The organism is Pseudomonas sichuanensis (assembly GCF_024749065.1).
In the GTDB taxonomy this organism is placed as follows: Bacteria; Pseudomonadota; Gammaproteobacteria; order Pseudomonadales; family Pseudomonadaceae; genus Aquipseudomonas; species Aquipseudomonas sichuanensis.
The window spans coordinates 1,890,237-1,912,363 of sequence record NZ_CP087185.1; the positions used below are offsets into that span (position 1 = coordinate 1,890,237).

The window sequence follows — 22,127 nt, forward strand, 5'->3', positions numbered from 1 at the left end:
TCACGCTTGGAGACAGGGATGAAGATGAAGCTTGCATTCGGCTTGGTTTGCTGCCTAGGGGTCAGTGGTGCAATTGCCGCTCCGCTTAAATTTGAGCAGCAAGAGCTACCACCAGATCGCACGAGCATGGAGTACGGAACGCAAATTTCTGACTTCTCTGAGAAGGTCTTAGGGCATAAATGGGTTTCCGATAAAGGTGTTGGCTACGTTTTCTATGAAAAGGAAAACTTAAAGCGAAAAGACCCATATGCCGAGCGGTGGGTTAAAGATGGTTATTTCTTTGAAATCGATAAATACATGTATCGGACGAAAATCAAAGAATATAATAATGGGCTTTTTGCAAGGCAAAGTGCTCGCGTAGGGTTCATCGAATTTACTGATACCGGTGATCAGAGCTTACATTTCAAGCTCATTGATGACAAAACTCTGGAGTGGGTGCCTTACGCAAACACGGCTAGCACTCAGAGTCAACTTATCCTCAAGCGAGTTGAGGAATTTCCGGAAAACCCTAATCCTGTTCGCTTGAAAAGTGCAAAAGAGCGTGGGACATTCCAGTGATCTGTGGTTTGAGTTTTTAACTTGTATCGATTTTTATGAAAGTTTTGGCTGGTAGGAGAAGTGATGAAACTACGGATGATTTCTGGTGCTTTGCTTTTGTTCAGCGTTTCTGGAATTAGTGCCGCTCCATTAAAGTATCAAGAAGTAGATCTTCCACCTGATCGCACGAGTATGGAGTACGGGACGCAAATCTCTCACTTTTCAGAGAAAGTCTTAGGGCATAAGTGGGTGTCCGATAAAGGCGTCGGCTTCGTCTTCTATGAAAAAGAAAATCTGAAGCGGAAAGATCCTTATGCTGAAAGATGGGTTAAAGATGGCTATTTCTTTAAAGTCGATAAGTACATGTATCGAACGAAAATTAAAGAATATGATAATGGTTTGTTTGCAAGGCAGAGTGCTCGTGTAGGATTTATTGAGTTCACAGATACTGGCGACCAAAGCTTGCACTTCAGATTGATTGACGATAAGACTCTGGAGTGGGTGTCTTACGCAAACACGGCCAGCACTCAGAGCCAACTTATCCTAAAGCGGATGGGAGAGTTCCCACAAAGCCAAAAGACTAAAGGGAAACGTCTGGAAAGTGCAGAAGAAAGTGGGCTGATTTACTAAGGAGTGGTGATGACTAATTCCCCTGTTTTCAAATGTCTTCCCGTTATTGTAAGGGATAAAGTTGTAAGTTCTCATACCTCTGGGTCTGTAACGGCTACGGGGCAAGGTAGAAACATTTCCGTTAGTAATACGGTTTCGACCAATGTGATCTTGGATGTAGTACTTGAATTTCCTGATGGAGATCTCTTGCCGATAAAGCTTATCAACGAGAGTCTGCACGCACCAATAGGCCAGAAGATACTTATGGCATTCAAGGGCGGCGAGCCAATTGCTTATCAAGTCACCCCAATGGGTAAGGTGTACCCACTGGGGTACACTACGAATGTTAGTGAATTCACTCTAAAAGATTTTGGTTATCTAGCCTGTTTCGGTTCTGGGACATTTTTTAGTGGGGCGATGATATTTATGGATGAAAGCTATTATAGAAATGGAGAAATGAAGCCTTATAGTGCTACTAAAGTCGTATCAGCATTGTGCTTGGCTGGTGTAGGTTTGGCTACTTATGTAACCAAGGGGTGGCTGGGTTATATCGGTGGAACCGCTGTAGCCTCATTTCCAATAATGATCTCCTGCATGATTCATAACTCGAAGGAAAATGCGGGCAGAAAGGAGATGTTGCAGGATGTGGCTAAAAAATTTGAGGGGTTGAAATCGGTCTTGCAGTTAGAGGGGGCGGTTGTCGAGGGGAGGGGCTAATAATACGGTCAAAAATAGATACTTTGCAAAGATTAGGAGGTGGTTGTGAGTGGGAGTCTGCTTGATTTAAAAGTAGTAAAAAAGAATGTCGTAATGGAGAACAAGCTTCTAACGAAGTCTAAATCTTATAGCAGGAGGACAGGGAGAAAAGACAAAGACGGTCATCCCATTGAGGAGTGGGCAGGTCAAAGCTCTACGTATTCATATAAAAGCTTCACGAAATCTGATGTGGAGTTTTTTGATGAAAGTGCTAGCGAAAGCTATCAGTTGACTGTAATTGAAGATGACTTTTTGCCTTTATTAGGTCGATCAATTAACGTGTATGTCGGCCATGATAAAGAGGTTCTAGCTTATCAGCCATACAGAAATGCAAAGCCTGTAATGGTAGACGATAATTTTCCGAATTTTTCTCCAGCACTAATAATCAAGCGGTTTTTGACAAATTTAGTTTTTGCAGTGCCTATTCTACCCGTGTTTGCTGTATTTGGTATGCATAAGGAATGCAAAGAATACAAGGCTGGGGTCATAAAAAATAGATTGTTCTTAAATATTCTTGTGATGCTTATCTTGTTCTCGTTCCAAGCCTACTTCACCTATTTTTTGTATGATAAAGGTCGGCACCACTTTTGGGAAGCTATGGCTGGATTTCTGGCAGGTGGTGTGATTGTGGCAGTAATTTATGCTTATTCAGATATCCAGAATATGCTTAACACTGTGAATTATAAACGTCAGATAAAGCGGAATTTTAAGTCTGAATAAAGAAGATTCGGAGCGTGCAAGATGTTAAGGATCTACAAGACTGTTGTGAGAGAGAAGAGAGCCCTCAGGCTCGCTGGCGGTGAGCATTATAGTTCTGTATATCATGATAGGACATGGCTGGGTGAGTTAAAAACAGAGAAGCAAGATGTAAAAGATATTAAGTGGAAGTCTGTTTATCATTATGCTTTAGAGGATGAAGAAACGGGTAGGCTGTTTCTGTTAAAGGTAGATGATGGAGACGTTCATGTAGATGATATTCTATATGTGGGTGAGAGGGGGGGGAGGATTTCCACATACTCTAAATCCCAATTGGGCGAGGCCACGGGTGCGGAGGAAAGTAAGAGTTTAAGTGAGGATGCTGCAGGCGTCGTTGTGAGGGCTGCAAACCCATTTAAAAAGCTGAAAGCAAAGTCCATTATCATTGCTGTTATAGCCTTTGTCGGCTTTCTAACCCCTTTTCTATCCACGCTGATGAATTTTTACTTGGCCTTTAAACATGATTACAAATCTGTTATGGCCGAGCATCCAGAGGTGAATACTAAGCTTGTAAGGTTTGTTTGTGGTGTCTGTGCAGTTATGCCAGTGTTCTTCACTGTGAAGGTCATGCTTCTCGCAAATATCTTAAGTTTAAATACATTTATATCTTCATCTTCGACATGGGGCTTGGTTTCAGGCTTGTTCGTGGTCGGAGGGTATATATATGTGGTGTCGGGCAAGGAAAAGGATATCGAGAGGTTGGGCAGAAAGACAAAATAGATTACATGTTTGTTTTCTGTGCTTTCATTGTTTTGAATAAAGCCATTTGTCTTATGTGATTTTTAGGAAAAAAATGAATAAATCTATTGGGTTTTGTTTTGCGGTAGTCCTAATTGCGTCATCAGTATTAAGCAATGCACAAGCCTACGAGAGGTTAGAGCTTAATCACGATAGGGCTAGCATTGAATATTCCGGTCCTATCAATTCGGTCGCTAAGGTCATTGAGGGTTACAGGTGGCTTGGCCAGACTAAGGAAATGAATGGTGGCGTAGTGTTTGAAGCGTACGACAATAAATACTTTGGCCGAGCTGATACCTCATTGGGTAATGCTATCTTGGTTAAGGCTACTTTCTATACTTACGACCAAGTGAGTAAAGAAGCAATCATGATTGCTAGGCAGAGTGAAATTTCCGGCTTTGTTGAACTCTACGGAATGGAAAGCCCAGAATTGCAGATGCATATCAAAACCGTAGGTGAAAATGAGTTCCAAGCGTTTTCCAGTAAATATGACTTTGATAATCCCAAAAAGTTGATGACCTACAAGAAAGTCCAACAGTTCAATAAAAGCCCTTATGGTGAAAGACTAAAATCGGCAGAAGAAGACGGAACTTTTTTTTGAGGAAGGCTTAGTTTAATAATGAAAAATACCATCGGATTGTGCTTTTCAGTAATTTTGTCCGCTTCATCATTGGCATCTACCGCACAAGCATATGAACGAGTAGAGCTTGACCACGATAGGACTAGCGTTGAATATTCCGGTCCTATTAAGTCAATAGCTAAGGTCATTGAGGGCTACAAATGGCTTGGTCAGACTAAGGAAATGAATGGCGGAGTAGTCTTTGAAGCTTATGATAATAAATATTTTGGTCGAGCTGACACCTCATTGGGCAATGCCATCATGGTTAAGGCAACCTTTTATACTTACGACCAAGTGAGTAAAGAAGCAATCATGATTGCCAGACAGAGTGAAATTGCCGGCTTTGTTGAACTCTACGGAATGGAAAGCCCCGAACTCCAGATTCATATCAAAACCGTAGGCGAAAACGAGTTCCAAGCTTTTTCCAGTAAATATGATTCTGATAGTTCCCATAAGTTGATGACCTACAAGAAGGTTGAGCAGTTTAATAAAAGCCCGCACGGTGAACGTTTGAAGTCTGCCAGTGATAGCGGGATGGTATTTTAAGGAGGAAATATGAAGAGGTTTATTGGGTTTTGTTTTTCTGTGGTTTTAGTTGCGTCGTCGTTAGTGGTAAATGCACAAGCCTATGAAAGGGTGGAGCTTGACCACTTGAGAACTAGTCTCGAATACTCGGGTCCTATCAAGTCAGTGGCTAAAGTTATTGAAGGCTATAGATGGCTCGGTCAGACCAAGGAAATTAACGGTGGTGTAATATTTGAGGCCTATGATAATCCATATTTTGGTCGGCCTGATACTTCACTGGGTAATGCCATCATGGTTAAAGCTACCTTTTATACTTATGATAAAGTCAGCAAGGAGGCAGTCATGATTGCCAGACAGAGTGAGATTACCGGCTTTGTCGAACTCTACGGAATGGAAAGTCCAGAGCTACAGATGCATATCCAGACCGTAGGTGAAAATGAGTTTCAAGCCTTTTCCAGTAAGTACGATTCTGATAAGCCCCAGAAGCTGATGACTTACAAAAAGGTCGAGCAATTCAATAAGAGCCCCTATGGTGAGCGGCTGAAGTCGGCTGAGGAAAGGGGGATGATTTGGTAGTTTCGTAAATTCTTTTGATTTTAAGGTCGTCTTGTAAGGTGGCCTTTTTTGTGCTCGTCAACTAAATTTTATTGCCTTCACCACTCGCTCACGATATTGGCAAACCGCCTTTTTGATACACTAGTGAAGAGGCAATAAGTCATCAGTTCGCTATTTCAGGGTTTCCCCTAAAGGTCTGCACCACATGGATAGCTAGCGTTAGCGGTAGGGAACCTCTCTAGATACAATTAGACTGTCATCGTCAGGCAGCGATTTTTCTTGATGATGAATGGACAAGGCTAGGTACATCATTGCCGTTTTAGACATTTTGAATAGGCCCATGATCTGCTGCTCAAGGTCTTCGATTGATATGGCTTCACCATACGACTGGAGCCGTTTTTTTTCTTTTATAAGCTCAACTAGTTCTTTGTGCTCTTCGCTATCAGTGTCCAGCTCGCTCAGCTTTGTTTCGGCGGCTTTTAGGGTGTTTTCCGGGTTATAGGGTTTCTGGGATAGCTCATATCCGAACGAGTCAACTATTTTCAGCGATTTATGCTCAAGAGCATTCCGTATTTTGTTTACAACGTTTGCTCTTGGGTAGTTAACATCGGCTAGGAAAAGTTTGGCGTTAAGATCTTTATTGGTAGTGCTGTTCTTTTCACCAGTATCATGTATGTCTTGGCTCAGAAAATAAAGTGCTCTCAAATATGGGTTTTTGACTTCACTTAACCAAAAAGCGGGTTTTTGGTTAGAAGAAAATATGCTGTTTATATTGACTTTGTGTTCGGGTATTTCACTGTCTGGGACTTTAAAAAACTTATAGATGAAGTAAGCGATTTTGTCTTGTATTGAATAAAGGCAGCGAAGGGCTGTTCTGTAGTGATTGGTTTTTAAGTCGTAAAAGGTCGAATCATAGCTTTCGACTTGTGAGGTTGTCGAATTATACATATGCTCAGTTTCGATTGGGATTTGTAAGGCTGTATGGAATAGGTATCTAGCATATTTATAGGTGTCTTTTATTTCTTCAAAATGAGAGTGGTACGCAAGCTCTTCACTGGGGAGTAGTAGGTGATTGATTTTTCCGCTAAATGGCGGTAGGGAAAGACAATCCTCGTATGCGTATTCTGCTGTAATTAAATTGTTTGTGAAATTTAGGAATAGTTTATTCTTTCCCGTCCAATCAAGATATGATTTATGCTTCCTATTCATAAATTTTTCTTTGTGAGTGTCTGAGTGGTCAAAATCTATATATTCAGGGTATTGGACCTCGAACCAATCGCAGTAATGGTTAAGACGATAACTCAGCTGCTCAAATAAGTCTTGTTCTCCCGGGGTACTTACGCTTTCTGATGATTTTGCTTTTTTAGAAAGTATATATGAATGTTTGTAAAAAAAGAATCTTGAGTTTTCATCATATATGTTCTCGCTAGCTTCTATCAGGCATCGTGCTTTGGTGGTGAGGCCGAAAGCATTGTTTTCATCAATAGCTAAATCATAAAATTCTAAGGCTTCAAGATGTCGATGTTGCTCAGTCAGGTAGTTTGCAAGATTTATACTTATTTTTGAGCGTAGGTGTGCAGTGCTAAAGTGGGAAAGTCCTTTAGAGCTTTCAAAGCTATAGTATTTATCTTTTTGACTGCTCAGCTCATGCAAGGCTTTCCGCAAATAATAGATAGCTCTTTTTATGTGAGGTGAACTCCACTCGTCCGCGATTATAGCTCTGTATGCTGAGTAATATCCGGTGCCGACTGTGTAATACAGTTGAGCTGTTAGGAATTTGGTTTCACCTTTCTTTTGTTGGACTATCTGGCAGTAATTTATTAGGTTGGTGCTTGAGGTTTCTATCAGTAAATCCATTTTTTGACTGATTTTATCTATTTCTCGATTGTTGAGCGGTTTTTCAGTCATATCTAACCTCCTGTAAGATTTTTCAGGGACGATACATGAAATTATATTCCGTTGTGTAGGGGTTGGTAAAGTAGCGTGATAGATGCGGCGTTAGTCTTTGTTTGGGCTGTGTGGTATGAGGTTTGTATAGGCGGTTTTTACAGGTTGCGTGATTCGAGGTTTTTTCACATGGTTTTGATTGATAATGTTAGTGTCTGAGCTATGCTTATGAAATTTCGCTTGTTTAAGGTAGTAGTATGCCTAGCATGAGTTGGGACAGTTTGTTGAACACCACTCGCTTAGGCGGGCGGCCCCCGAAGTCGGAGCTTGGTCGTTCCCCCTTCCACTCTGACCACGATAAAGTCATTTTCTCAGGTGCGTTCAGACGCCTTGCAAGAAAGACTCAGGTACATCCTCTGGCGACCAATGACCATGTGCATAATCGCCTGACCCATAGTTTGGAGGTGGCTTGTGTAGGTAGGACACTCGGAGTTCGAGTTGGGCAGGAGCTTTTGAAGGAAAAGCTAATTTCTGATTACTATTCAGCTTCGGACATTGGCGACATCGTACAGACTGCATGTCTCGCTCACGACATTGGCAACCCACCATTCGGACACACTGGTGAAGAGGCCATACGTCATTGGTTCACTAATGATGCAGGTGCGAAGATGATTGAGCATTTGCCTTTCAATGAAGCTACTGACTTCCGTAGATTTGAAGGGAACGCCCAAGGTTTCCGAGTGTTAACAACCTCAGAGTATCATCCGTATGATGGGGGTATGCGTCTAACTTATGCATCATTGGGGGCTTTTATAAAGTATCCGTGGATGGCAGGTGATGCAGTCAATCAGTTGCGGCCTATTAAGAATAAATACGGTATTTACTGCTCGGAGCTTGGTTTTTTCGATGAGGTAGCGGACGCGACGGGGTTATTAAAGCTTGGTGATGGCTGGCGTTGCAGGCATCCGCTAGCTAACCTGATGGAAGTTTCAGATGATTTTTGCTACGCCATTCTTGATTTGGAGGATGGTGTGGAGATGGGTATTCTAGAATGGGACAAGGTTTTTGATATTTTGTGCCTTGTTCTTGATGAGCAGCAACGGGACCAGTTGGCCAAAGAAACGCAGGGAATGAAAGTTGGACGTAGGTTGTCGATGGCTCGTGGTAAGGTAATCTCGGCCTTTGTAGATGCCGGGGTGGCTGCATTTATGGGTAATTATGATCAGATTATGGCCGGGAACGCTCTTGGTATATTTGAGCTGTGCAGTAACAATGTACGTGATTGCGTAACTGCGGCCAAGGTTCTTGCCCGAGAGGAAATTTTCCAGCATCCTCGTAAGGTAGAGCTAGAAATTGGGGCATACAGCACTATATCAACGTTGTTGCAAGTTAGTTGTTCGGCAGCTCTAAGTTTTGCTAAGAACGGCGGAGTAGCTGACTCAAAGACCAAGCGTGTGGTTGATTTGTTAGGGCTTGACTTGGATGCTATAAACTCTTGTGGAAATGTTTCGAGGGATTACTCGGCAATTATGCAGGTGCTGGACTACGTTAGTGGCATGACCGATAACTACGCCATGCACTTGGCTCGACAGTTTAGCGGTATGGGTGGGGAGCGAATTTAGGTGGATTGGCTTTCGCCAATGGTGGTATGCTCAAGCTCAGCAAAGCCCTCCTTATTCTTTTTTTGATTATCAAGCTTAATTTTCATGCCAAAATAGTAGCACTTATAACTTTTTGGCTGTTGATTTTCAAAAAATGTCATTTTTGGCTGTTTTCTATAGCCACAGCTCGCTCTGGTAGCAACCGAACTTGTGCTTCTTGTAGCCCTGTGCGTCGGCATGGCGCGAAGTCCAGGGGTACTTGAGGTAGGTGCCCAGTGTCGCGTAGGTCAGGCGCGTGCCACCATCGAACTGGTGGTATTCGAGCTGGGTCAGCACGCGAAAGCCTTGCGCGTTGCCCTCGAAGTTGAGGAAGTCGGCGCGTTGGTCGTCGCTCATGTCGTCCAGCCAGCCACGCCCGGCGGCCTGCTGGAACCAGTGGCGGATGGCGTCTTCGCCGGAGTGGCCGAAGGGTGGGTTGCCGATGTCGTGGGCCAGGCAGGCCGACTGCACGATCATCCCCAGGTCGCTGGGCTCGCACCAGTCGGGCAGGGCGCCGCGCAGGGTTTCGCCAACACGCATGCCCAGCGAGCGGCCAACGCAGCTGACTTCCAGCGAATGGGTGAGGCGGGTGTGGATATGGTCGTTGCTGGTGACCGGATGTACCTGGGTCTTGCGCCCCAGGCGGCGGAAGGCGCCGGAAAAGATGATGCGGTCGTGGTCCTTGTGGAAGGGGCTGCGGCCAAGCTCTTCTGGGCTGTAGAGGGCTTTGCCCAGGCGTTCGCGGGTCAGCAGGGTGTGCCAGTCCAAGGCTCGATCTCCGGTCGTTGTATCGGCATAGCTTCCTGCGTCTGGCGCGCCCTGGCAAGGGCGCGCACGACGTTCAGGGGCGCCGGCTGCTGCTCAGGAACAGGCGGATCAGTGGCGCCAGGCTGGTGCCCAGCTGCAGCAGGCGACTGATGTTGCCACTGCGCACGCCTTTGCCAGTGAGAAAGCCCAGCGCGACGATAGCGCCCAGGCCCCACAGCGAGCCGTGCTTGACCCCCAGGCCTTCGCCAAGCGAGCTACCCATGCCGCGCAGGCGGCGCGCCGGTTCGAGCATCTGGCTGGTTTCGTGGCTGATCTGCTGGCGGTGCATCTCCATGCGCAGGCGCAGCAGCGCCTTGCGCAGCTCACGCGGGTTACGTGTGTCGGGCATTTCGGGCAGGTTCATGGCAGCAGGCGCTCCCGGTCCTTGGCCAGCTCTTCGAGCGTGGCGCTGAATGGCGATGACTCATCGAACACCGCCGCTTTCAGGCGCAGGCCGCAGTACAGCGCGGCGATGCCGTAGAACAGGCACAGGCCGATGATCCCGGCCAGTCGATAGCTGTCCCACAGCAGCACCAGTACCAGCCCCGATAGGGCGGTGAGCAGCAGCAGGGCGAACACCAGTGCCAGGCCGGCGAACAGCAGCAGGCGCAGGGTGCGCCCCTTCTGCTCCTGCAGCTCAATGCCGAACAGCTCGATGTGGCTGTGCAGCAGGCCCAGCATCGCGGCGCCCAGGCGCCGGCCGGACGCGCCGGCGCCGATGGCGTCGTTGTCCATGGCGGCTCCTCAGCGCTTGGCCAGCAGGCCGATCAGCAGGCCGACGCCGGCAGCGATACCGATCGCCTGCCAAGGGTTTTCCTGCACGTATTGCTCGGCGCTGCCCACGGCCGCCTGGCCGCGTAGGCGTACCGAGTCCTGGGTGAGTTGCAGGGTTTCGCGGGCCTGGGCCAGGCGCTCGTGGATCTGTTCGCGCAGCTCGTCAGCCTGGTCGCCGGCGAGGTTGGCGGTGTCGGCGAGCAATTTCTCGGTGTCGCGGACCAGGGCCTGGAAGTCAGCCATCAGTATGTCTTGAGCAGTCTTTGCCGATTTGCTGGCCATATGGGCCTCTCCCTGTGGATGTGTGTGGCTATTTCGAGTGATGGCGGGCGCGGAAGGTTCAGCGCGATGTGCTGGTACAGCGCTTGCTTATGTTCGAGGCGCGCTCGCAAGCGTGCGCGCCGAAACCGTGCAGCCGTCTCGCGGATCACGCTAAACCTTAACCCAATCCACGACAAACCCAAGAAAAAACCACGCAGGCGTTCACCCACTCACAGAAGCGGGGCAGGCGCCTGGCACCGATTCGGTGCAGGGATGCCGGTTCTTGAACTGTCCTGGTGCCTTTTTGCAGGCCTGCCTCTTCATGGAAAACATGCACAGCGCGATGGACTCCCTGGTCCATGGCTCCAACACCCTGTTCATCCTCATGGGCGCCATCCTGGTGCTGGCCATGCACGCCGGCTTCGCCTTTCTCGAAGTCGGAACCGTGCGCCACAAGAACCAGGTCAACGCCCTGTCGAAGATCCTCAGCGACTTCGCCATCTCGGCGCTGGCGTACTTCTTCATCGGTTACTGGATCGCCTATGGCGTGACCTTTTTCCAGCCCGCGGCAGTGCTGGCCAACGATCATGGCTATGCACTGGTCAAGTGCTTCTTCCTGCTGACATTCGCCGCTGCAATCCCGGCGATCATCTCCGGCGGCATCGCCGAGCGTGCGCGGTTCGTCCCGCAGCTGTGCGCCACTGCGTTGATCGTGGCGTTCATCTACCCCTTCTTCGAGGGTGTGGTGTGGAATGGCAACTTCGGCTGGCAGGCCTGGTTGCAGGCGCGCTTCGGTGCACCCTTCCATGACTTTGCCGGCTCCGTGGTGGTGCACGCCATGGGCGGCTGGCTGGCGCTGGCGGCGGTGATCCTGCTGGGTGCGCGCCGTGGCCGTTATCGCGATGGCCGGCTGGTGGCGTTCGCGCCGTCGAGCATTCCGTTCCTGGCGCTGGGTTCGTGGATCCTGATCATCGGCTGGTTCGGCTTCAACGTAATGAGCGCACAGACCCTGCAAGGGGTGAGCGGCCTGGTAGCGATCAACTCGCTGATGGCCATGGTCGGCGGCACCGTGTCGGCGCTGGTGGCCGGGCGCAACGACCCCGGCTTCCTGCATAACGGCCCGCTGGCAGGGTTGGTGGCGGTCTGCGCCGGTTCCGACCTGATGCACCCGATCGGTGCGCTGGCCACCGGCCTCATCGCAGGCGGCCTGTTCGTCTGGTGCTTCACCGCGGCGCAGAACCGTTGGAAGATCGACGATGTGCTCGGTGTCTGGCCGCTGCACGGTGTGTGTGGGGTGTGGGGCGGCATCGCCTGTGGCGTGTTCGGCCAGGCCGCACTGGGCGGCCTGGGTGGCGTGAGCCTGGTCAGCCAGTTGCTTGGCAGCTTGGCCGGTGTGCTGGTAGCGCTGGCCGGCGGTTTTGTCGTGTACGGCCTGATCAAGGCGGTGCACGGCCTGCGCCTGAGCCACGAACAGGAGTTCCAAGGGGCCGACCTGTCGCTGCACCGCATTGGCGCCACCAGCCAGGATTGACCTGGCGCAGGTGCGCGATGGCAAGCACGGACCTAGAATAAGCATCCCTTATCTTCGATTTCCGGGTTTGCCCCATGCTCCCTGAATGCCAGCTGTTCGGCACCCTCGGGTGCCATCTGTGTGAAGTGGCCGAGGCCATGTTGATGCCGTTCGTCGAGCATGGCTTGCTGGTCGAGCTGGTCGACATTGCCGACGCCGAGGTGCTGTTCGAGCGCTACAGCCTGACCATCCCGGTATTGCGCCGCTGTGATACCGGGGCCGAGCTGAACTGGCCCTTCGATGCCGAGCAGGTGGTGGCCTTCCTGCGCTGAGCCGCGCATTGACGACGGCGTGGCCTGCTCCGTATGCTGTATATAAATACAGTATCGAGGTGAAGCCATGCTCAATGTCGAGCAACTCAAGTACAGCATCAACCACATGGCCCCGGAGCGTGTGTGCGACGCCGTGCTGGAACTGCGCCTCGACGGCATCGTCACCGATGAGCAGACGCCGTTCGGCAAGGTCCATTTCAATACCTGTTTCGCCGAGATCGAGGCATTGTTCCAGCGCGCCGGCTTTCACCGGCCGCTGGACGTGGTTGGCTACCAAGGCCTGAGCTACGCCTTGTTCGACCCCGGGCGCTGGGATGCGGTGCAGGTGCTGCGCTGGCTCAAGGCGCGCTGCGAGCCGGCCGGCGAGGCTGGTTGCGCCGCGCAGGCTGGGGGATAATGCCCGGCTCCCGATCAGCAGAGCCCGACGATGACCACGCCTTTCAACCCTGCCCACCTGCAAGCCAGCACGGTATGCCTGCCGCCCGGGCGCTGGGCGACAGTGCTCGATTGCCTGTGCGATCACTTCAAGGGCATCGACCGTGAGCAGTGGCTGGACCGTTTCGCCCGGGGCCGGGTGCTGGACGCGCAAGGCCAGGCGATTGCCGCCGACCTTGCCTACCGCCAGGGCATGCGCCTGCATTACTTTCGTGAAGTACCCAACGAGAAGCCGATCCCGGTACAGGAGCAGATCCTGCACATGGATGAGCATCTGGTGGTGGCGGACAAGCCGCATTTCCTGCCGGTAACGCCCACTGGCGAGTATGTCGAGCAGACCTTGCTGCGCCGCTTGATCCGCCGGCTGGACAACCCGCACCTGGTGCCGCTGCACCGCATCGACCGTCACACCGCGGGGCTGGTGTTGTTCTCGGCCAACCCGCAAACCCGGGGTGCCTATCAGCGGCTGTTCCCCGAGCGGCGCATCGACAAGCACTACCAGGCCATCGCCGCTGCGCTGCCGCAGCATGATTTCCCCTTGGTGCATTGCAGCCGCCTGGTGCATGGCGAGCCGTTCTTCCGCATGCATGAAGTGCAAGGGGCCGATAACAGTGAAACCCATGCCTGTGTGCTGGAAAAGAACGGTGGGTTGTGGCGCTATGGACTGTCGCCGGTCACCGGCAAGACCCATCAGTTGCGGGTGCACATGGCGGCGCTGGGGGCGGGGATCTGCAACGATCCGTTCTACCCGCAGCTGGTCGAGGAACAGGATGACTATGAGCGGCCATTGAAGCTGCTGGCCCAGAGCCTGCGCTTCGAAGATCCGTTGACGGGTGAGGCGCGTTACTTCGAGAGCAGGCTGAAACTGGACTGGTAAAAGCATCGCGGGGCAAGTCGCATCGGCGCACCGCCGCTCCCACAAGTCCTGTGCAGAGTGCCAGACCTGTGGGAGCGGCGGTGCGCCGATGCGACTTGCCCCGCGATGGTTCGTACAGGCTTTAGCGGTTGAAGCGCTCCACCAACGAGTACTGCGTGCCGGCGGTGCTGGTCAGCTCTTCGCTGAGCAGCGCCGAGCGCTGGGCCTGGCCGGCGGTCTGGTCGGCCAGGTCGGCAATGGTGCTGATGTTGCGGCTGATCTCTTCGGCCACCGCGGTCTGCTCTTCGGTGGCGGCGGCGATCTGGGTGGCCATGTCGGTAATGTTGGCGACCGCTTCGCTGATGCCCACCAGCGCCTGGTCGGCTTCCATGACCCGCTCGACACCTTCCTGGGCCTGGCGGTGGCCGGTCTCCATGGTCTGCACCGCGTTGTTGGCGGTCTGTTGCAGCTTGGCGATCAGGCCGTGGATCTGCCCGGTGGACTCGGCGGTGCGCTGGGCCAGCTGGCGAACTTCGTCGGCAACCACGGCGAAACCTCGGCCCATCTCACCGGCACGAGCTGCTTCGATGGCGGCGTTGAGCGCCAGCAGGTTGGTCTGGTCGGCAATGCCCTTGATCACATCGACCACGCCACCGATTTCGTCGCTGTCCTTGGCCAGTTGCGTCACGGTCAGGCCAGTCTCGCCCACGGCAGCCGACAGGCGCTCGATGGCGTCACGGGTTTCGCCGGCAATGTTGCGGCCCTGGCTGGTCAGGCGGTTGGCTTCCTGGGTGGCATCGGCGGTGCGCTGAACGTGGTTGGCCACTTCCTGGGTAGTGGCGGCCATCTGGTTGACGGCGGCGGCCACCTGCTCGGTTTCCACGCGCTGGCGCTCCAGGCCCGACGAGCTCTGGTGAGCGAGGGTGTCGGACTGGCGGGCCTGGTCGCTGAGCTGTTCGGCGCTGTCCTGCAGGCGGGTCAGGCAGGTCTTCATCCGTGCGTCCTGGCTGAGCATGGCCATTTCCAGGCGTGCCTGGACGCCGCGGCTGTCGGTGTACATCTGCGCGATCAGCGGGTCGGACGTGCTCTGTTCGGCCAGACGCAGCAGGCGCTTGAGGCCGCGCTGCTGCCAGCTCAGGCCGAGCAGGCCCAGCGGGACCGACAGGCCGGCGGCCAGGGCGAAGCCCCAGGAGTGGCCGAGCCAGTTGCCGATCAGGAAGCCGACCTGGCTGATCAGGATGAACGGCAGCCAGTCCTGCAGCACCGGCAGCCACTGGTCGCGGCGCGGGATCGCTGACTTGCCCTGGTTGATGCGCTGGTACAGGCCTTCGGCGCGGCGGATCTGCTCGGCGGTGGGTTTGACCCGCACCGACTCATAGCCAACCACCTGGTTTTTCTCGAATACAGGGGTGACGTAGGCGTTGACCCAGTAGTGGTCGCCGGACTTGCAGCGGTTCTTGACGATGCCCATCCATGGCAGGCCTTGCTTGAGGGTCTGCCACATGTGGGCAAACACCGCAGGCGGTACATCGGGGTGACGCACCAGGTTGTGCGCCGCGCCCATGAGTTCCTCGCGAGAGAAACCACTGATCTCGACGAAGGCATCGTTGCAGTAGGTGATCACGCCTTTGGCATTGGTCGTGGAGATCAACCGCTGTTGGGCAGGGAAAGTCCGTTCTCTCTGGGTAATCGGCTGGTTGTTACGCATTGGCTGTTCAATCCGCAAGGCTTTCGACAGGTATCGGCAAGCCGCTGGTTTTATTGAATGAATATTTAACTTGCATTGATCTGGCGCAACGGATGCATGCGGCGATTGTGGTTTAAGCCCACGCGTTCGCGTACGTTGCCGTCAATATTGCAGCTTTATTTATGGTTTATGACGATCAGGTCGGATCATGACCGATTGCTCAGCCAAGTGCCAGCATCGGGTAACTGAAGCCCGCGAAGTGCGCCAGGTTGACGCAGGCATGGCAGGCCACCGCTGCAGCCAGCCCGCCATGGCGGTACGCCAGGCCGTAACCCACCCCTGCCAACGTCGCCAGGTAGAACCACTGCCAGCCGCCCCCCAGGTGAGCCAGGCCGAACAGCAGCGCTGCTGCCAGCAACGCCAGGCCGTCATGCCTGAACAGACGTTGCAGGCCGCCCTGGATGTAACCGCGAAACAGCAGTTCTTCGGTCAGGCTGACCAGCAGCAGGTTGTTCAACAGCCACAGCCAGGCCTGGTCCGGCCATTTCGGAGCCCAGGCCACCAGCCCCAGAGACCAGGCGCCGCCCAGGCAGGCGAGCAGGGTCAGCGGCAGGATGGCGAGCAGGCTCAGCGCCAGCCCCCGCCCGCGCAACACCACCAGCCACGGGCAGGCCAGCAGCAGCCACAGGCTGATCAGCGGCTTGTCCAGGTTCAGGTACATCGAGAACGGCAGCGCACCCTGGCTGAACACAGCCTTGTCGATGACCTTGGCGCTATTGAAGCCCGGCAGCCAATGCAGGGCCAGTGCTGCAGCCATGCCGATGAACAGCAGGTGGCCGAGGGTCTGTTGCCAGCGCACCCTGCGCCGTACCAGCAGGGCGGTGCACAACAGGGCGAGCAGGCTGGGCAGGGCAGCCAGGCCGAGGCTGCCGTGGGCCAGTGCAAAGCAATAGCCGAGGGCCAGCAGGCCCAGCGCGATCCAGTGGGGCAACGACATGCAAAATCCTTGTGGCAGCGAGTGCGGAACTGCTTCGACTGAGCTCGCGCCCTTCAGGACACCTGATCAGGGGCCAATAAGTGGCCCCTGGCCATGATCACCCTGCAATCAGTTGCCGCAGCACATAGTGCAGGATGCCCCCCGCCTTGAAGTATTCCACCTCATTGAGCGTGTCGATCCGGCACAGCACCTCGATCTGCGTCTGTTGCCCGTCCTCACGGGTAATACGCAATGGCAGGCTCATCCCCGGGCGGATCTGCGCGCCGCCAAGCCCCAGCACATCGATGCGCTCCTTGCCGGTCAGCCCCAGGCGCTTACGGTCGTCACCGGCCTTGAACTGCAGAGGCAACACGCCCATGCCCACCAGATTGGAGCGGTGGATGCGCTCGAAGCTTTCCGCCAGCACGGCCTTGACCCCCAGCAGGTTGGTGCCTTTGGCCGCCCAGTCGCGGCTGGAGCCGGTGCCGTATTCTTGCCCGGCGATCACCACCAGCGGCGTACGTTCCTGCTGGTAGCGCATGGCGGCGTCATAGATCGACAGCTTTTCGCCGCTCGGCACATGCAGTGTGTTGCCGCCTTCCTCGCCGCCGAGCATTTCGTTGCGGATGCGAATATTGGCGAACGTGCCGCGCATCATCACTTCGTGGTTGCCGCGGCGCGAGCCATAGGAGTTGAAGTCGCGCGGTTCCACGCCCTTTTCGCGCAGGTAGCGCCCGGCGGGGCTTTCGGCCTTGATGTTGCCGGCCGGAGAAATATGGTCGGTGGTCACCGAGTCGCCGAGCAGGGCGAGGATGCGAGCCCCTTGAATATCGGTGATCTGCGGCAGCGGGCCGCCAATGTCGTCGAAGAACGGCGGGTGCTGGATGTAGGTGGAGTCGTCCTGCCAGACATAGGTGGCCGCCTGTGGTACCTCGATGGCCTGCCACTGGGCGTCACCGGCGAACACTTCGGCGTATTCCTTGTGGAACATGCGCGTGTCGACGTTGCTGACCGCTGCGGCAATCTCCTGCTGGCTGGGCCAGATATCGCGCAGATAGACCGGTTGGCCATCCTTGCCCGTGCCCAGGGCATCCTGGCTCAGGTCCACGCGCACGCTGCCGGCCAGGGCGTAGGCCACCACCAGCGGTGGCGAGGCCAGCCAGTTGGTTTTCACCAGCGGATGCACCCGGCCCTCGAAGTTGCGGTTGCCCGACAGCACCGAGGCGACCGTCAGGTCGGCGCTGCCAATGGCTTGTTCGATGGCCTCGTCAAGCGGCCCTGAGTTGCCGATGCAGGTGGTGCAGCCATAACCCACCAGGTCGAAGCCCAGCTGGTCCAGGTAAGGGGTCAGGCCGGCGGCCTTGTAGTAGTCGGTGACCACCTTGGAGCCGGGGGCCAGCGAACTCTTGACCCAGGGCTTGCGTTGCAGGCCCTTTTCCACGGCTTTTTTCGCCACCAGCCCGGCAGCCATCATCACGCTCGGGTTGGAGGTGTTGGTGCACGAGGTAATGGCGGCGATCACCACCGCGCCGTCACGCAGGGTGTGAGTCTGGCCGGCATGGCTGTAGTCGATCTCGCCGGCCTGGTCGGCATTGCCCACGGCCACGCCGCCACCGCCTTCGCTTTCCAGGCGCCCGACATCCTTGGCCAGTGGCTTGGGCTGTAGCTCGATGAATTGGTCGAAGGCTTGGCGAACCTGGTTCAGGGCTACCCGGTCCTGCGGGCGCTTGGGGCCGGCCAGGCTGGCTTCGACCTCATGCATGTCCAGCGCCAGGCTGTCGCTGAACAGCGGTTCCTGGCCGGGCAGGCGCCACAGGCCCTGGGCCTTGCAATAGGCTTCGACCAGTTGCACCGCCTGCTCCGGGCGGCCCGACAGGCGCAGGTAGTCGAGGGTCACCTGGTCGACCGGGAAGAAGCCGCAGGTGGCGCCGTATTCCGGGGCCATGTTGGCGATCGTGGCGCGGTCGGCCAGCGGCAGATCGGCCAGGCCGTCGCCGTAGAACTCGACGAATTTGCCCACCACACCTTTCTTGCGCAGCATCTGCGTCACGGTCAGCACCAGGTCGGTGGCGGTGATGCCCTCGCGCAGCTTGCCGGTGAGCTTGAAGCCGATTACCTCGGGGATCAGCATCGACACCGGCTGGCCGAGCATGGCCGCCTCGGCCTCGATGCCGCCCACGCCCCAGCCGAGCACGCCCAGGCCGTTGATCATGGTGGTGTGCGAATCGGTGCCGACCAGGGTGTCGGGGAAGGCGTAGGTGCGCCCGTCCTCGTCGCGGGTCCAGACCGTGCGCCCGAGGTATTCCAGGTTGACCTGGTGGCAGATGCCGGTGCCCGGCGGCACCACGCGGAAGTTGTCGAAGGCGTTCTGGCCCCAGCGCAGGAACGCGTAGCGCTCGCCATTGCGCTGCATCTCGATGTCGACGTTCTGGGCGAAGGCGGCGGGGCTGGCATAGCGGTCGACCATCACCGAGTGGTCGATCACCAGGTCCACCGGCGACAGCGGGTTGATGCGCTGCGGGTCGCCACCGGCCTTGTCCATGGCAGCGCGCATGGCCGCCAGGTCGACCACGGCCGGTACGCCGGTGAAGTCCTGCATCAGGACCCGCGCCGGGCGGTACTGGATCTCGCGGTCCGAGCGGCGATCCTTGAGCCAGCCGGCCAGGGCATGCAGATCGTCGCCGGTCACGGTCTTGCCGTCCTCCCAGCGCAGCAGGTTCTCCAGCAGCACTTTCAGCGACATCGGCAGGCGTTGCAGGTCGCCCAGCTGGCGGGCGGCTTCGGCGAGGCTGAAATAGTGGTAGGTGTGATCGGCCACCTGCAGCGACTTGAGGGTTTTCAGGCTATCGAGCGAGGGCATTGACAACTCCTTGTGCTCCGGTGCCCGGCGACTGCCAAAGGATCGCCAGTGTCACCGCTGTGAATCGGTCCGCACGGCACGGACCTGGCTGAACAGTCAGGTTAGACCCGTTTAGCGGGCCTGACCCTTTTCTGGACCGGTGGGGCGTGTCGCGGGTTCCGATCTTCCTTTATCATTCGCCGCCCGGCCGCACCTTGTGTTGCGTCGGGTCAAGGCTGGCGCCGCCTGCGCCAGTGATGTGGAGTTAGAGATGAATACCCTGTTCATGCATTGCCGGCCCGGCTTCGAGGGCGAGGTCTGCGCCGAAATCAGCGAACACGCCGCCTACCTGGGCGTGGCCGGCTATGCCAAAGGCAAGCCAAACAGCGCCTGCGCCGAATTCGTCTGCAGCGAGCCTGACGGTGCCGCGCGGCTGATGCGTGAAATGCGTTTCGACCAGCTGATCTTCCCGCGCCAGTGGGCGCGCGGCAGCTACATCGAGTTGCCCGAGACCGACCGCATCAGCGTGCTGCTCGAGCACCTGGCCGAGCTGCCGGTGTTCGGCAGCCTCTGGCTGGAGGTGCTCGACACCAACGACGGCAAGGAGCTTTCGACCTTCTGCCGCAAGTTCGAAGTGCCGCTGCGCAAGGCACTGGAGAAGGCCGGGCGGCTGGTCGACGACGCGCAGCGTCCGCGCCTGCTGTTGACCTTCATCAGTGGCCGACGGGTATTCCTGGGCCAGGCCGAAGCGGGTAACCAGGCACTGTGGCCAATGGGCATTCCGCGCCTGAAGTTCCCACGGGAAGCGCCCAGCCGTTCGACCCTCAAGCTGGAAGAAGCCTGGCACCAGTTCATCCCGCGCGAGCAGTGGGACCAGCGCCTGAACGACGACATGACCGGTGTCGATCTGGGCGCTGCGCCCGGTGGCTGGACCTACCAGCTGGTCAAGCGCGGCATGCTGGTCACCGCCATCGACAACGGCCCGATGGCCGAGAGCCTGATGGACACCGGGCTGGTCACGCACCTGATGGCCGACGGCTTTACCTGGAAGCCGAAACAGACCGTGGACTGGATGGTCTGCGACATCGTCGAGAAGCCGGCGCGCACTGCGTCACTGATCGAGACCTGGCTGGGCGAGGGGCTGTGCCGCGAGGCGGTGGTCAACCTCAAGCTGCCGATGAAGCAGCGTCACGCCGAGGTGCGCAAGTTGCTCGACCGCATCGAGGAAGGCTTCAAGGCGCGCAAGGTCAAGGTGTCGATCGCCTGCAAGCAGCTGTACCACGACCGCGAGGAAGTGACCTGCCACCTGCGCCGGCTGGACCTGAAACCGCGTTGAACGGGCGTGCACGGTACTGTAGGAGCGGCCTTGTGTCGCGAAAGGGCCGCTGCGCGGCCCCAGGATTTCAGCGTGAAAGCAGAAATCGCCGGGGCTGCCTTGCAGCCCTTTCGCGACACAAGGCCGCTCCTACAGCGGGCGTGCAGTTCAGTGTGCGGGAGTCGGCTTGCCAGCCCCTTGGAGCACCTCGACGGATGCGCCACAATGACGATCATTTCGCGGAGCCTTTCATGACCGATTTCACCCCCGACGCCATCCTCGACGCCACCGGCCTGAACTGCCCGGAGCCAGTGATGATGTTGCACCAGCACGTGCGCAACCTGGCCGCCGGCGGCCTGCTCAAGGTGATCGCCACCGACCCCTCGACCCGCCGCGACATCCCCAAGTTCTGCAACTTCCTCGGCCACGAACTGGTAGGCCAGCAGGAAGAGGCCGGCACCTACCTGTACTGGATCCGCAAGAAGGCCGACTGAGGCCGGCGCGATCAGGCTACACTGCGCTCCCCTGACAGGAGAGCGCCATGCTGATAGTTGCCGACGAAAACATCCCGCTGCTCGATGCCTTCTTTGCCGGTTTCGGCGAGATCCGCCGCTACCCCGGCCGGGCCATCGATGCCGCCTGCGTGAAGGACGCCGACGTGCTGCTGGTGCGCTCGGTGACCCGCGTCGACCGGCAACTGCTCGAAGGCAGCAAGGTGCGCTTTGTGGGCACCTGCACCATCGGAACCGATCACCTCGCCCTCGACTACTTTGCTGAAGCTGGCATCCACTGGAGCAGCGCCCCAGGTTGCAACGCCCGTGGCGTGGTCGATTATGTGCTGGGCAGCCTGCTGACCCTGGCCGAGCTCGAGGGTGTCGAGCTGGGCAAGCGGGTCTATGGCGTGGTCGGTGCCGGCGAAGTCGGCGGGCGTCTGGTGCGCGTGCTGCATGGCCTGGGCTGGAAAGTGCTGGTGTGCGACCCGCTGCGCCAGGCCAGCGAGGGGGGCGACTTCGTCGACCTTGCGACCATCGTCGAGCAGTGCGACGTGATCAGCCTGCACACACCGCTGCAGCGCGGGGGCGAACACCCGACCTGGCACCTGCTCGATGAAGCGCATCTGGCGCGCCTGCGCCCCGGCGCCTGGCTGATCAATGCCAGCCGTGGCCCGGTGGTGGACAATGCCGCGCTGCGTGAGCTGCTGCTGGATCGCGAAGACCTGCATGCGGTGCTCGACGTGTGGGAAGGCGAGCCGCAGGTGGACCTGCAACTGGCCGACCTGTGCACCCTGGCCACCCCGCATATCGCCGGCTACAGCCTGGACGGCAAGCAGCGCGGCACGGCACAGATCTACCAGGCGTTCTGCCGCGTGCAGGGTGAACCCGAGCAGGTACGGCTGGCGGACCTGCTGCCAGCCCCGGCGCTGGCGCAGATCGAGCTGGATGCTGGCGCCGAGCCGGCCTGGGCGCTGGCCACCCTGTGCCGGGCGGTGTACGACCCGCGCCGCGACGATGCCGATTTCCGTCGCAGCCTGAGCGACGACCCGGCCGAGCAGCGTGCGGCCTTCGACCTGCTGCGCAAGCAGTATCCGGTGCGGCGCGAGATCGAGGGGTTGGCGGTGCGTCTACGAGGTGAGGCGCCGCAGCTGGCGCAGGTGGTGAGTGCGTTGGGCGCGGTGCCGGTTTGACAGTTTGACCTGCAAATAAAAACCCGGCG

Annotated in this window: 23 protein-coding genes and 1 pseudogene; 16 read left to right on the forward strand and 8 right to left on the reverse strand. The window is 56.2% G+C overall.

The features are described 5' to 3' along the window. The first annotated feature begins 18 nt into the window (after positions 1–18). The 8 genes from LOY51_RS08790 (at position 19) to LOY51_RS08825 (ending at position 5,116) form a co-directional block, all read left to right on the forward strand. The gene (locus LOY51_RS08790; RefSeq protein ID WP_258645734.1) at positions 19–558 is read left to right on the forward strand and encodes a hypothetical protein; all 540 of its coding nucleotides are present in this window, start codon (positions 19–21) and stop codon (positions 556–558) included. A 63-nt stretch (positions 559–621) separates the two neighbouring features. Next, complete coding sequence (locus LOY51_RS08795) at positions 622–1,167, forward strand: hypothetical protein (protein ID WP_258645736.1); 546 nt, start codon at positions 622–624, stop codon at positions 1,165–1,167. Between the two features lie 9 nt (positions 1,168–1,176). Further along, a complete protein-coding gene (locus LOY51_RS08800) occupies positions 1,177–1,863 on the forward strand; it encodes a hypothetical protein (RefSeq protein ID WP_258645738.1) in 687 nt (228 codons plus the stop codon). 45 nt (positions 1,864–1,908) lie between these two features. After that, entirely contained in the window at positions 1,909–2,622 is a 714-nt protein-coding gene (locus tag LOY51_RS08805) for a hypothetical protein (RefSeq protein WP_258645739.1), read from the forward strand. Between the two features lie 21 nt (positions 2,623–2,643). Then, positions 2,644–3,378: a hypothetical protein gene (locus LOY51_RS08810; protein WP_258645740.1), complete on the forward strand. Its 735-nt coding sequence runs from the start codon at positions 2,644–2,646 to the stop codon at positions 3,376–3,378. Positions 3,379–3,451: 73 nt separating this feature from the next. Beyond that, positions 3,452–3,997, forward strand: a complete 546-nt coding sequence (locus LOY51_RS08815) for a hypothetical protein (RefSeq protein WP_258645741.1) — start codon at positions 3,452–3,454, stop codon at positions 3,995–3,997. An 18-nt stretch (positions 3,998–4,015) separates the two neighbouring features. Then, positions 4,016–4,561 (forward strand): hypothetical protein, encoded by a 546-nt coding sequence (locus LOY51_RS08820; RefSeq protein WP_258645742.1) that lies wholly within the window; start codon positions 4,016–4,018, stop codon positions 4,559–4,561. Positions 4,562–4,570: 9 nt separating this feature from the next. Beyond that, entirely contained in the window at positions 4,571–5,116 is a 546-nt protein-coding gene (locus tag LOY51_RS08825) for a hypothetical protein (protein ID WP_258645744.1), read from the forward strand. Positions 5,117–5,314: 198 nt separating this feature from the next. Here LOY51_RS08825 and LOY51_RS08830 read toward each other — a convergent pair whose 3' ends face one another. Then, entirely contained in the window at positions 5,315–7,003 is a 1,689-nt protein-coding gene (locus LOY51_RS08830) for an LA2681 family HEPN domain-containing protein (protein WP_258645745.1), read from the reverse strand. Between the two features lie 245 nt (positions 7,004–7,248). Between LOY51_RS08830 and LOY51_RS08835 the strand changes: the two genes are divergently transcribed. Continuing rightward, complete coding sequence (locus LOY51_RS08835) at positions 7,249–8,604, forward strand: deoxyguanosinetriphosphate triphosphohydrolase (RefSeq protein WP_258645747.1); 1,356 nt, start codon at positions 7,249–7,251, stop codon at positions 8,602–8,604. Positions 8,605–8,766: 162 nt separating this feature from the next. Here the strand turns inward: LOY51_RS08835 and dgt are convergent. From dgt to LOY51_RS08855, 4 genes and pseudogenes are all read right to left on the reverse strand, one after another. Continuing rightward, a pseudogene (gene dgt / locus LOY51_RS08840) lies at positions 8,767–9,390 on the reverse strand (dGTP triphosphohydrolase); the annotation flags it as partial. A 73-nt stretch (positions 9,391–9,463) separates the two neighbouring features. Beyond that, positions 9,464–9,793, reverse strand: coding sequence for a hypothetical protein (locus tag LOY51_RS08845; protein ID WP_125857979.1), 330 nt, complete (start codon positions 9,791–9,793; stop codon positions 9,464–9,466). After that, the gene (locus LOY51_RS08850) at positions 9,790–10,164 is read right to left on the reverse strand and encodes a phage holin family protein (RefSeq protein ID WP_110993575.1); all 375 of its coding nucleotides are present in this window, start codon (positions 10,162–10,164) and stop codon (positions 9,790–9,792) included. The genes LOY51_RS08845 and LOY51_RS08850 overlap by 4 nt, the downstream gene beginning before the upstream one ends. 9 nt (positions 10,165–10,173) lie before the next feature. After that, complete coding sequence (locus LOY51_RS08855) at positions 10,174–10,485, reverse strand: ElaB/YgaM/YqjD family protein (protein ID WP_258645748.1); 312 nt, start codon at positions 10,483–10,485, stop codon at positions 10,174–10,176. Positions 10,486–10,786: 301 nt separating this feature from the next. Here LOY51_RS08855 and LOY51_RS08860 point away from each other — a divergent pair, with 301 nt between their 5' ends. The 4 genes from LOY51_RS08860 to LOY51_RS08875 all read left to right on the forward strand — a co-directional run bounded on the left by LOY51_RS08860 (position 10,787) and on the right by LOY51_RS08875 (position 13,618). Then, positions 10,787–11,995, forward strand: a complete 1,209-nt coding sequence (locus LOY51_RS08860) for an ammonium transporter (protein WP_125857981.1) — start codon at positions 10,787–10,789, stop codon at positions 11,993–11,995. A 74-nt stretch (positions 11,996–12,069) separates the two neighbouring features. Further along, complete coding sequence (locus LOY51_RS08865; RefSeq protein ID WP_125463345.1) at positions 12,070–12,306, forward strand: glutaredoxin family protein; 237 nt, start codon at positions 12,070–12,072, stop codon at positions 12,304–12,306. 67 nt (positions 12,307–12,373) lie between these two features. After that, positions 12,374–12,703, forward strand: coding sequence for a transcriptional regulator (locus LOY51_RS08870; protein ID WP_110993572.1), 330 nt, complete (start codon positions 12,374–12,376; stop codon positions 12,701–12,703). Positions 12,704–12,733: 30 nt separating this feature from the next. Then, positions 12,734–13,618: a pseudouridine synthase gene (locus LOY51_RS08875; protein WP_125857982.1), complete on the forward strand. Its 885-nt coding sequence runs from the start codon at positions 12,734–12,736 to the stop codon at positions 13,616–13,618. A 121-nt stretch (positions 13,619–13,739) separates the two neighbouring features. Here LOY51_RS08875 and aer read toward each other — a convergent pair whose 3' ends face one another. The 3 genes from aer to acnA all read right to left on the reverse strand — a co-directional run bounded on the left by aer (position 13,740) and on the right by acnA (position 19,120). After that, positions 13,740–15,305: a methyl-accepting chemotaxis protein gene (gene aer, locus LOY51_RS08880; RefSeq protein WP_125463347.1), complete on the reverse strand. Its 1,566-nt coding sequence runs from the start codon at positions 15,303–15,305 to the stop codon at positions 13,740–13,742. A 199-nt stretch (positions 15,306–15,504) separates the two neighbouring features. Next, positions 15,505–16,281 carry a CPBP family glutamic-type intramembrane protease gene (locus LOY51_RS08885; RefSeq protein WP_125857983.1) on the reverse strand — a complete coding sequence of 259 codons (777 nt, stop codon included), beginning with the start codon at positions 16,279–16,281 and terminating at the stop codon, positions 15,505–15,507. 97 nt (positions 16,282–16,378) lie between these two features. Beyond that, entirely contained in the window at positions 16,379–19,120 is a 2,742-nt protein-coding gene (acnA, locus tag LOY51_RS08890) for an aconitate hydratase AcnA (protein WP_258645753.1), read from the reverse strand. A 250-nt stretch (positions 19,121–19,370) separates the two neighbouring features. On the opposite strand from acnA, the gene rlmM reads away from it, so the two are divergent. From rlmM to pdxB, 3 genes are all read left to right on the forward strand, one after another. Next, positions 19,371–20,435, forward strand: coding sequence for a 23S rRNA (cytidine(2498)-2'-O)-methyltransferase RlmM (gene rlmM, locus LOY51_RS08895; protein WP_258645756.1), 1,065 nt, complete (start codon positions 19,371–19,373; stop codon positions 20,433–20,435). A gap of 230 nt (positions 20,436–20,665) precedes the next feature. Further along, positions 20,666–20,908 carry a sulfurtransferase TusA gene (gene tusA, locus LOY51_RS08900; RefSeq protein WP_110993565.1) on the forward strand — a complete coding sequence of 81 codons (243 nt, stop codon included), beginning with the start codon at positions 20,666–20,668 and terminating at the stop codon, positions 20,906–20,908. Positions 20,909–20,955: 47 nt separating this feature from the next. Continuing rightward, on the forward strand, positions 20,956–22,098 hold the full coding sequence (gene pdxB, locus LOY51_RS08905) for a 4-phosphoerythronate dehydrogenase PdxB (RefSeq protein ID WP_258645759.1): 1,143 nt from the start codon (positions 20,956–20,958) through the stop codon (positions 22,096–22,098). Positions 22,099–22,127 lie beyond the last annotated feature (29 nt).

What these genes read in the sequence shown, in the direction of transcription:
- LOY51_RS08860 (WP_125857981.1), top strand. Translation starts at nt 10,787, where the DNA reads ATGGAAAACATGCACAGCGCGATGGACTCCCTGGTCCATGGCTCCAAC.
- LOY51_RS08830 (WP_258645745.1), bottom strand. Translation starts at nt 7,003, where the DNA reads ATGACTGAAAAACCGCTCAACAATCGAGAAATAGATAAAATCAGTCAA.
- LOY51_RS08815 (WP_258645741.1), top strand. Translation starts at nt 3,452, where the DNA reads ATGAATAAATCTATTGGGTTTTGTTTTGCGGTAGTCCTAATTGCGTCA.
- LOY51_RS08820 (WP_258645742.1), top strand. Translation starts at nt 4,016, where the DNA reads ATGAAAAATACCATCGGATTGTGCTTTTCAGTAATTTTGTCCGCTTCA.
- LOY51_RS08845 (WP_125857979.1), bottom strand. Translation starts at nt 9,793, where the DNA reads ATGAACCTGCCCGAAATGCCCGACACACGTAACCCGCGTGAGCTGCGC.
- LOY51_RS08810 (WP_258645740.1), top strand. Translation starts at nt 2,644, where the DNA reads ATGTTAAGGATCTACAAGACTGTTGTGAGAGAGAAGAGAGCCCTCAGG.
- acnA (WP_258645753.1), bottom strand. Translation starts at nt 19,120, where the DNA reads ATGCCCTCGCTCGATAGCCTGAAAACCCTCAAGTCGCTGCAGGTGGCC.
- pdxB (WP_258645759.1), top strand. Translation starts at nt 20,956, where the DNA reads ATGCTGATAGTTGCCGACGAAAACATCCCGCTGCTCGATGCCTTCTTT.
- LOY51_RS08800 (WP_258645738.1), top strand. Translation starts at nt 1,177, where the DNA reads ATGACTAATTCCCCTGTTTTCAAATGTCTTCCCGTTATTGTAAGGGAT.
- LOY51_RS08855 (WP_258645748.1), bottom strand. Translation starts at nt 10,485, where the DNA reads ATGGCCAGCAAATCGGCAAAGACTGCTCAAGACATACTGATGGCTGAC.
- LOY51_RS08885 (WP_125857983.1), bottom strand. Translation starts at nt 16,281, where the DNA reads ATGTCGTTGCCCCACTGGATCGCGCTGGGCCTGCTGGCCCTCGGCTAT.
- tusA (WP_110993565.1), top strand. Translation starts at nt 20,666, where the DNA reads ATGACCGATTTCACCCCCGACGCCATCCTCGACGCCACCGGCCTGAAC.
- aer (WP_125463347.1), bottom strand. Translation starts at nt 15,305, where the DNA reads ATGCGTAACAACCAGCCGATTACCCAGAGAGAACGGACTTTCCCTGCC.
- rlmM (WP_258645756.1), top strand. Translation starts at nt 19,371, where the DNA reads ATGAATACCCTGTTCATGCATTGCCGGCCCGGCTTCGAGGGCGAGGTC.
- LOY51_RS08865 (WP_125463345.1), top strand. Translation starts at nt 12,070, where the DNA reads ATGCTCCCTGAATGCCAGCTGTTCGGCACCCTCGGGTGCCATCTGTGT.
- LOY51_RS08795 (WP_258645736.1), top strand. Translation starts at nt 622, where the DNA reads ATGAAACTACGGATGATTTCTGGTGCTTTGCTTTTGTTCAGCGTTTCT.
- LOY51_RS08825 (WP_258645744.1), top strand. Translation starts at nt 4,571, where the DNA reads ATGAAGAGGTTTATTGGGTTTTGTTTTTCTGTGGTTTTAGTTGCGTCG.
- LOY51_RS08835 (WP_258645747.1), top strand. Translation starts at nt 7,249, where the DNA reads ATGAGTTGGGACAGTTTGTTGAACACCACTCGCTTAGGCGGGCGGCCC.
- LOY51_RS08850 (WP_110993575.1), bottom strand. Translation starts at nt 10,164, where the DNA reads ATGGACAACGACGCCATCGGCGCCGGCGCGTCCGGCCGGCGCCTGGGC.
- LOY51_RS08875 (WP_125857982.1), top strand. Translation starts at nt 12,734, where the DNA reads ATGACCACGCCTTTCAACCCTGCCCACCTGCAAGCCAGCACGGTATGC.
- LOY51_RS08870 (WP_110993572.1), top strand. Translation starts at nt 12,374, where the DNA reads ATGCTCAATGTCGAGCAACTCAAGTACAGCATCAACCACATGGCCCCG.
- LOY51_RS08790 (WP_258645734.1), top strand. Translation starts at nt 19, where the DNA reads ATGAAGATGAAGCTTGCATTCGGCTTGGTTTGCTGCCTAGGGGTCAGT.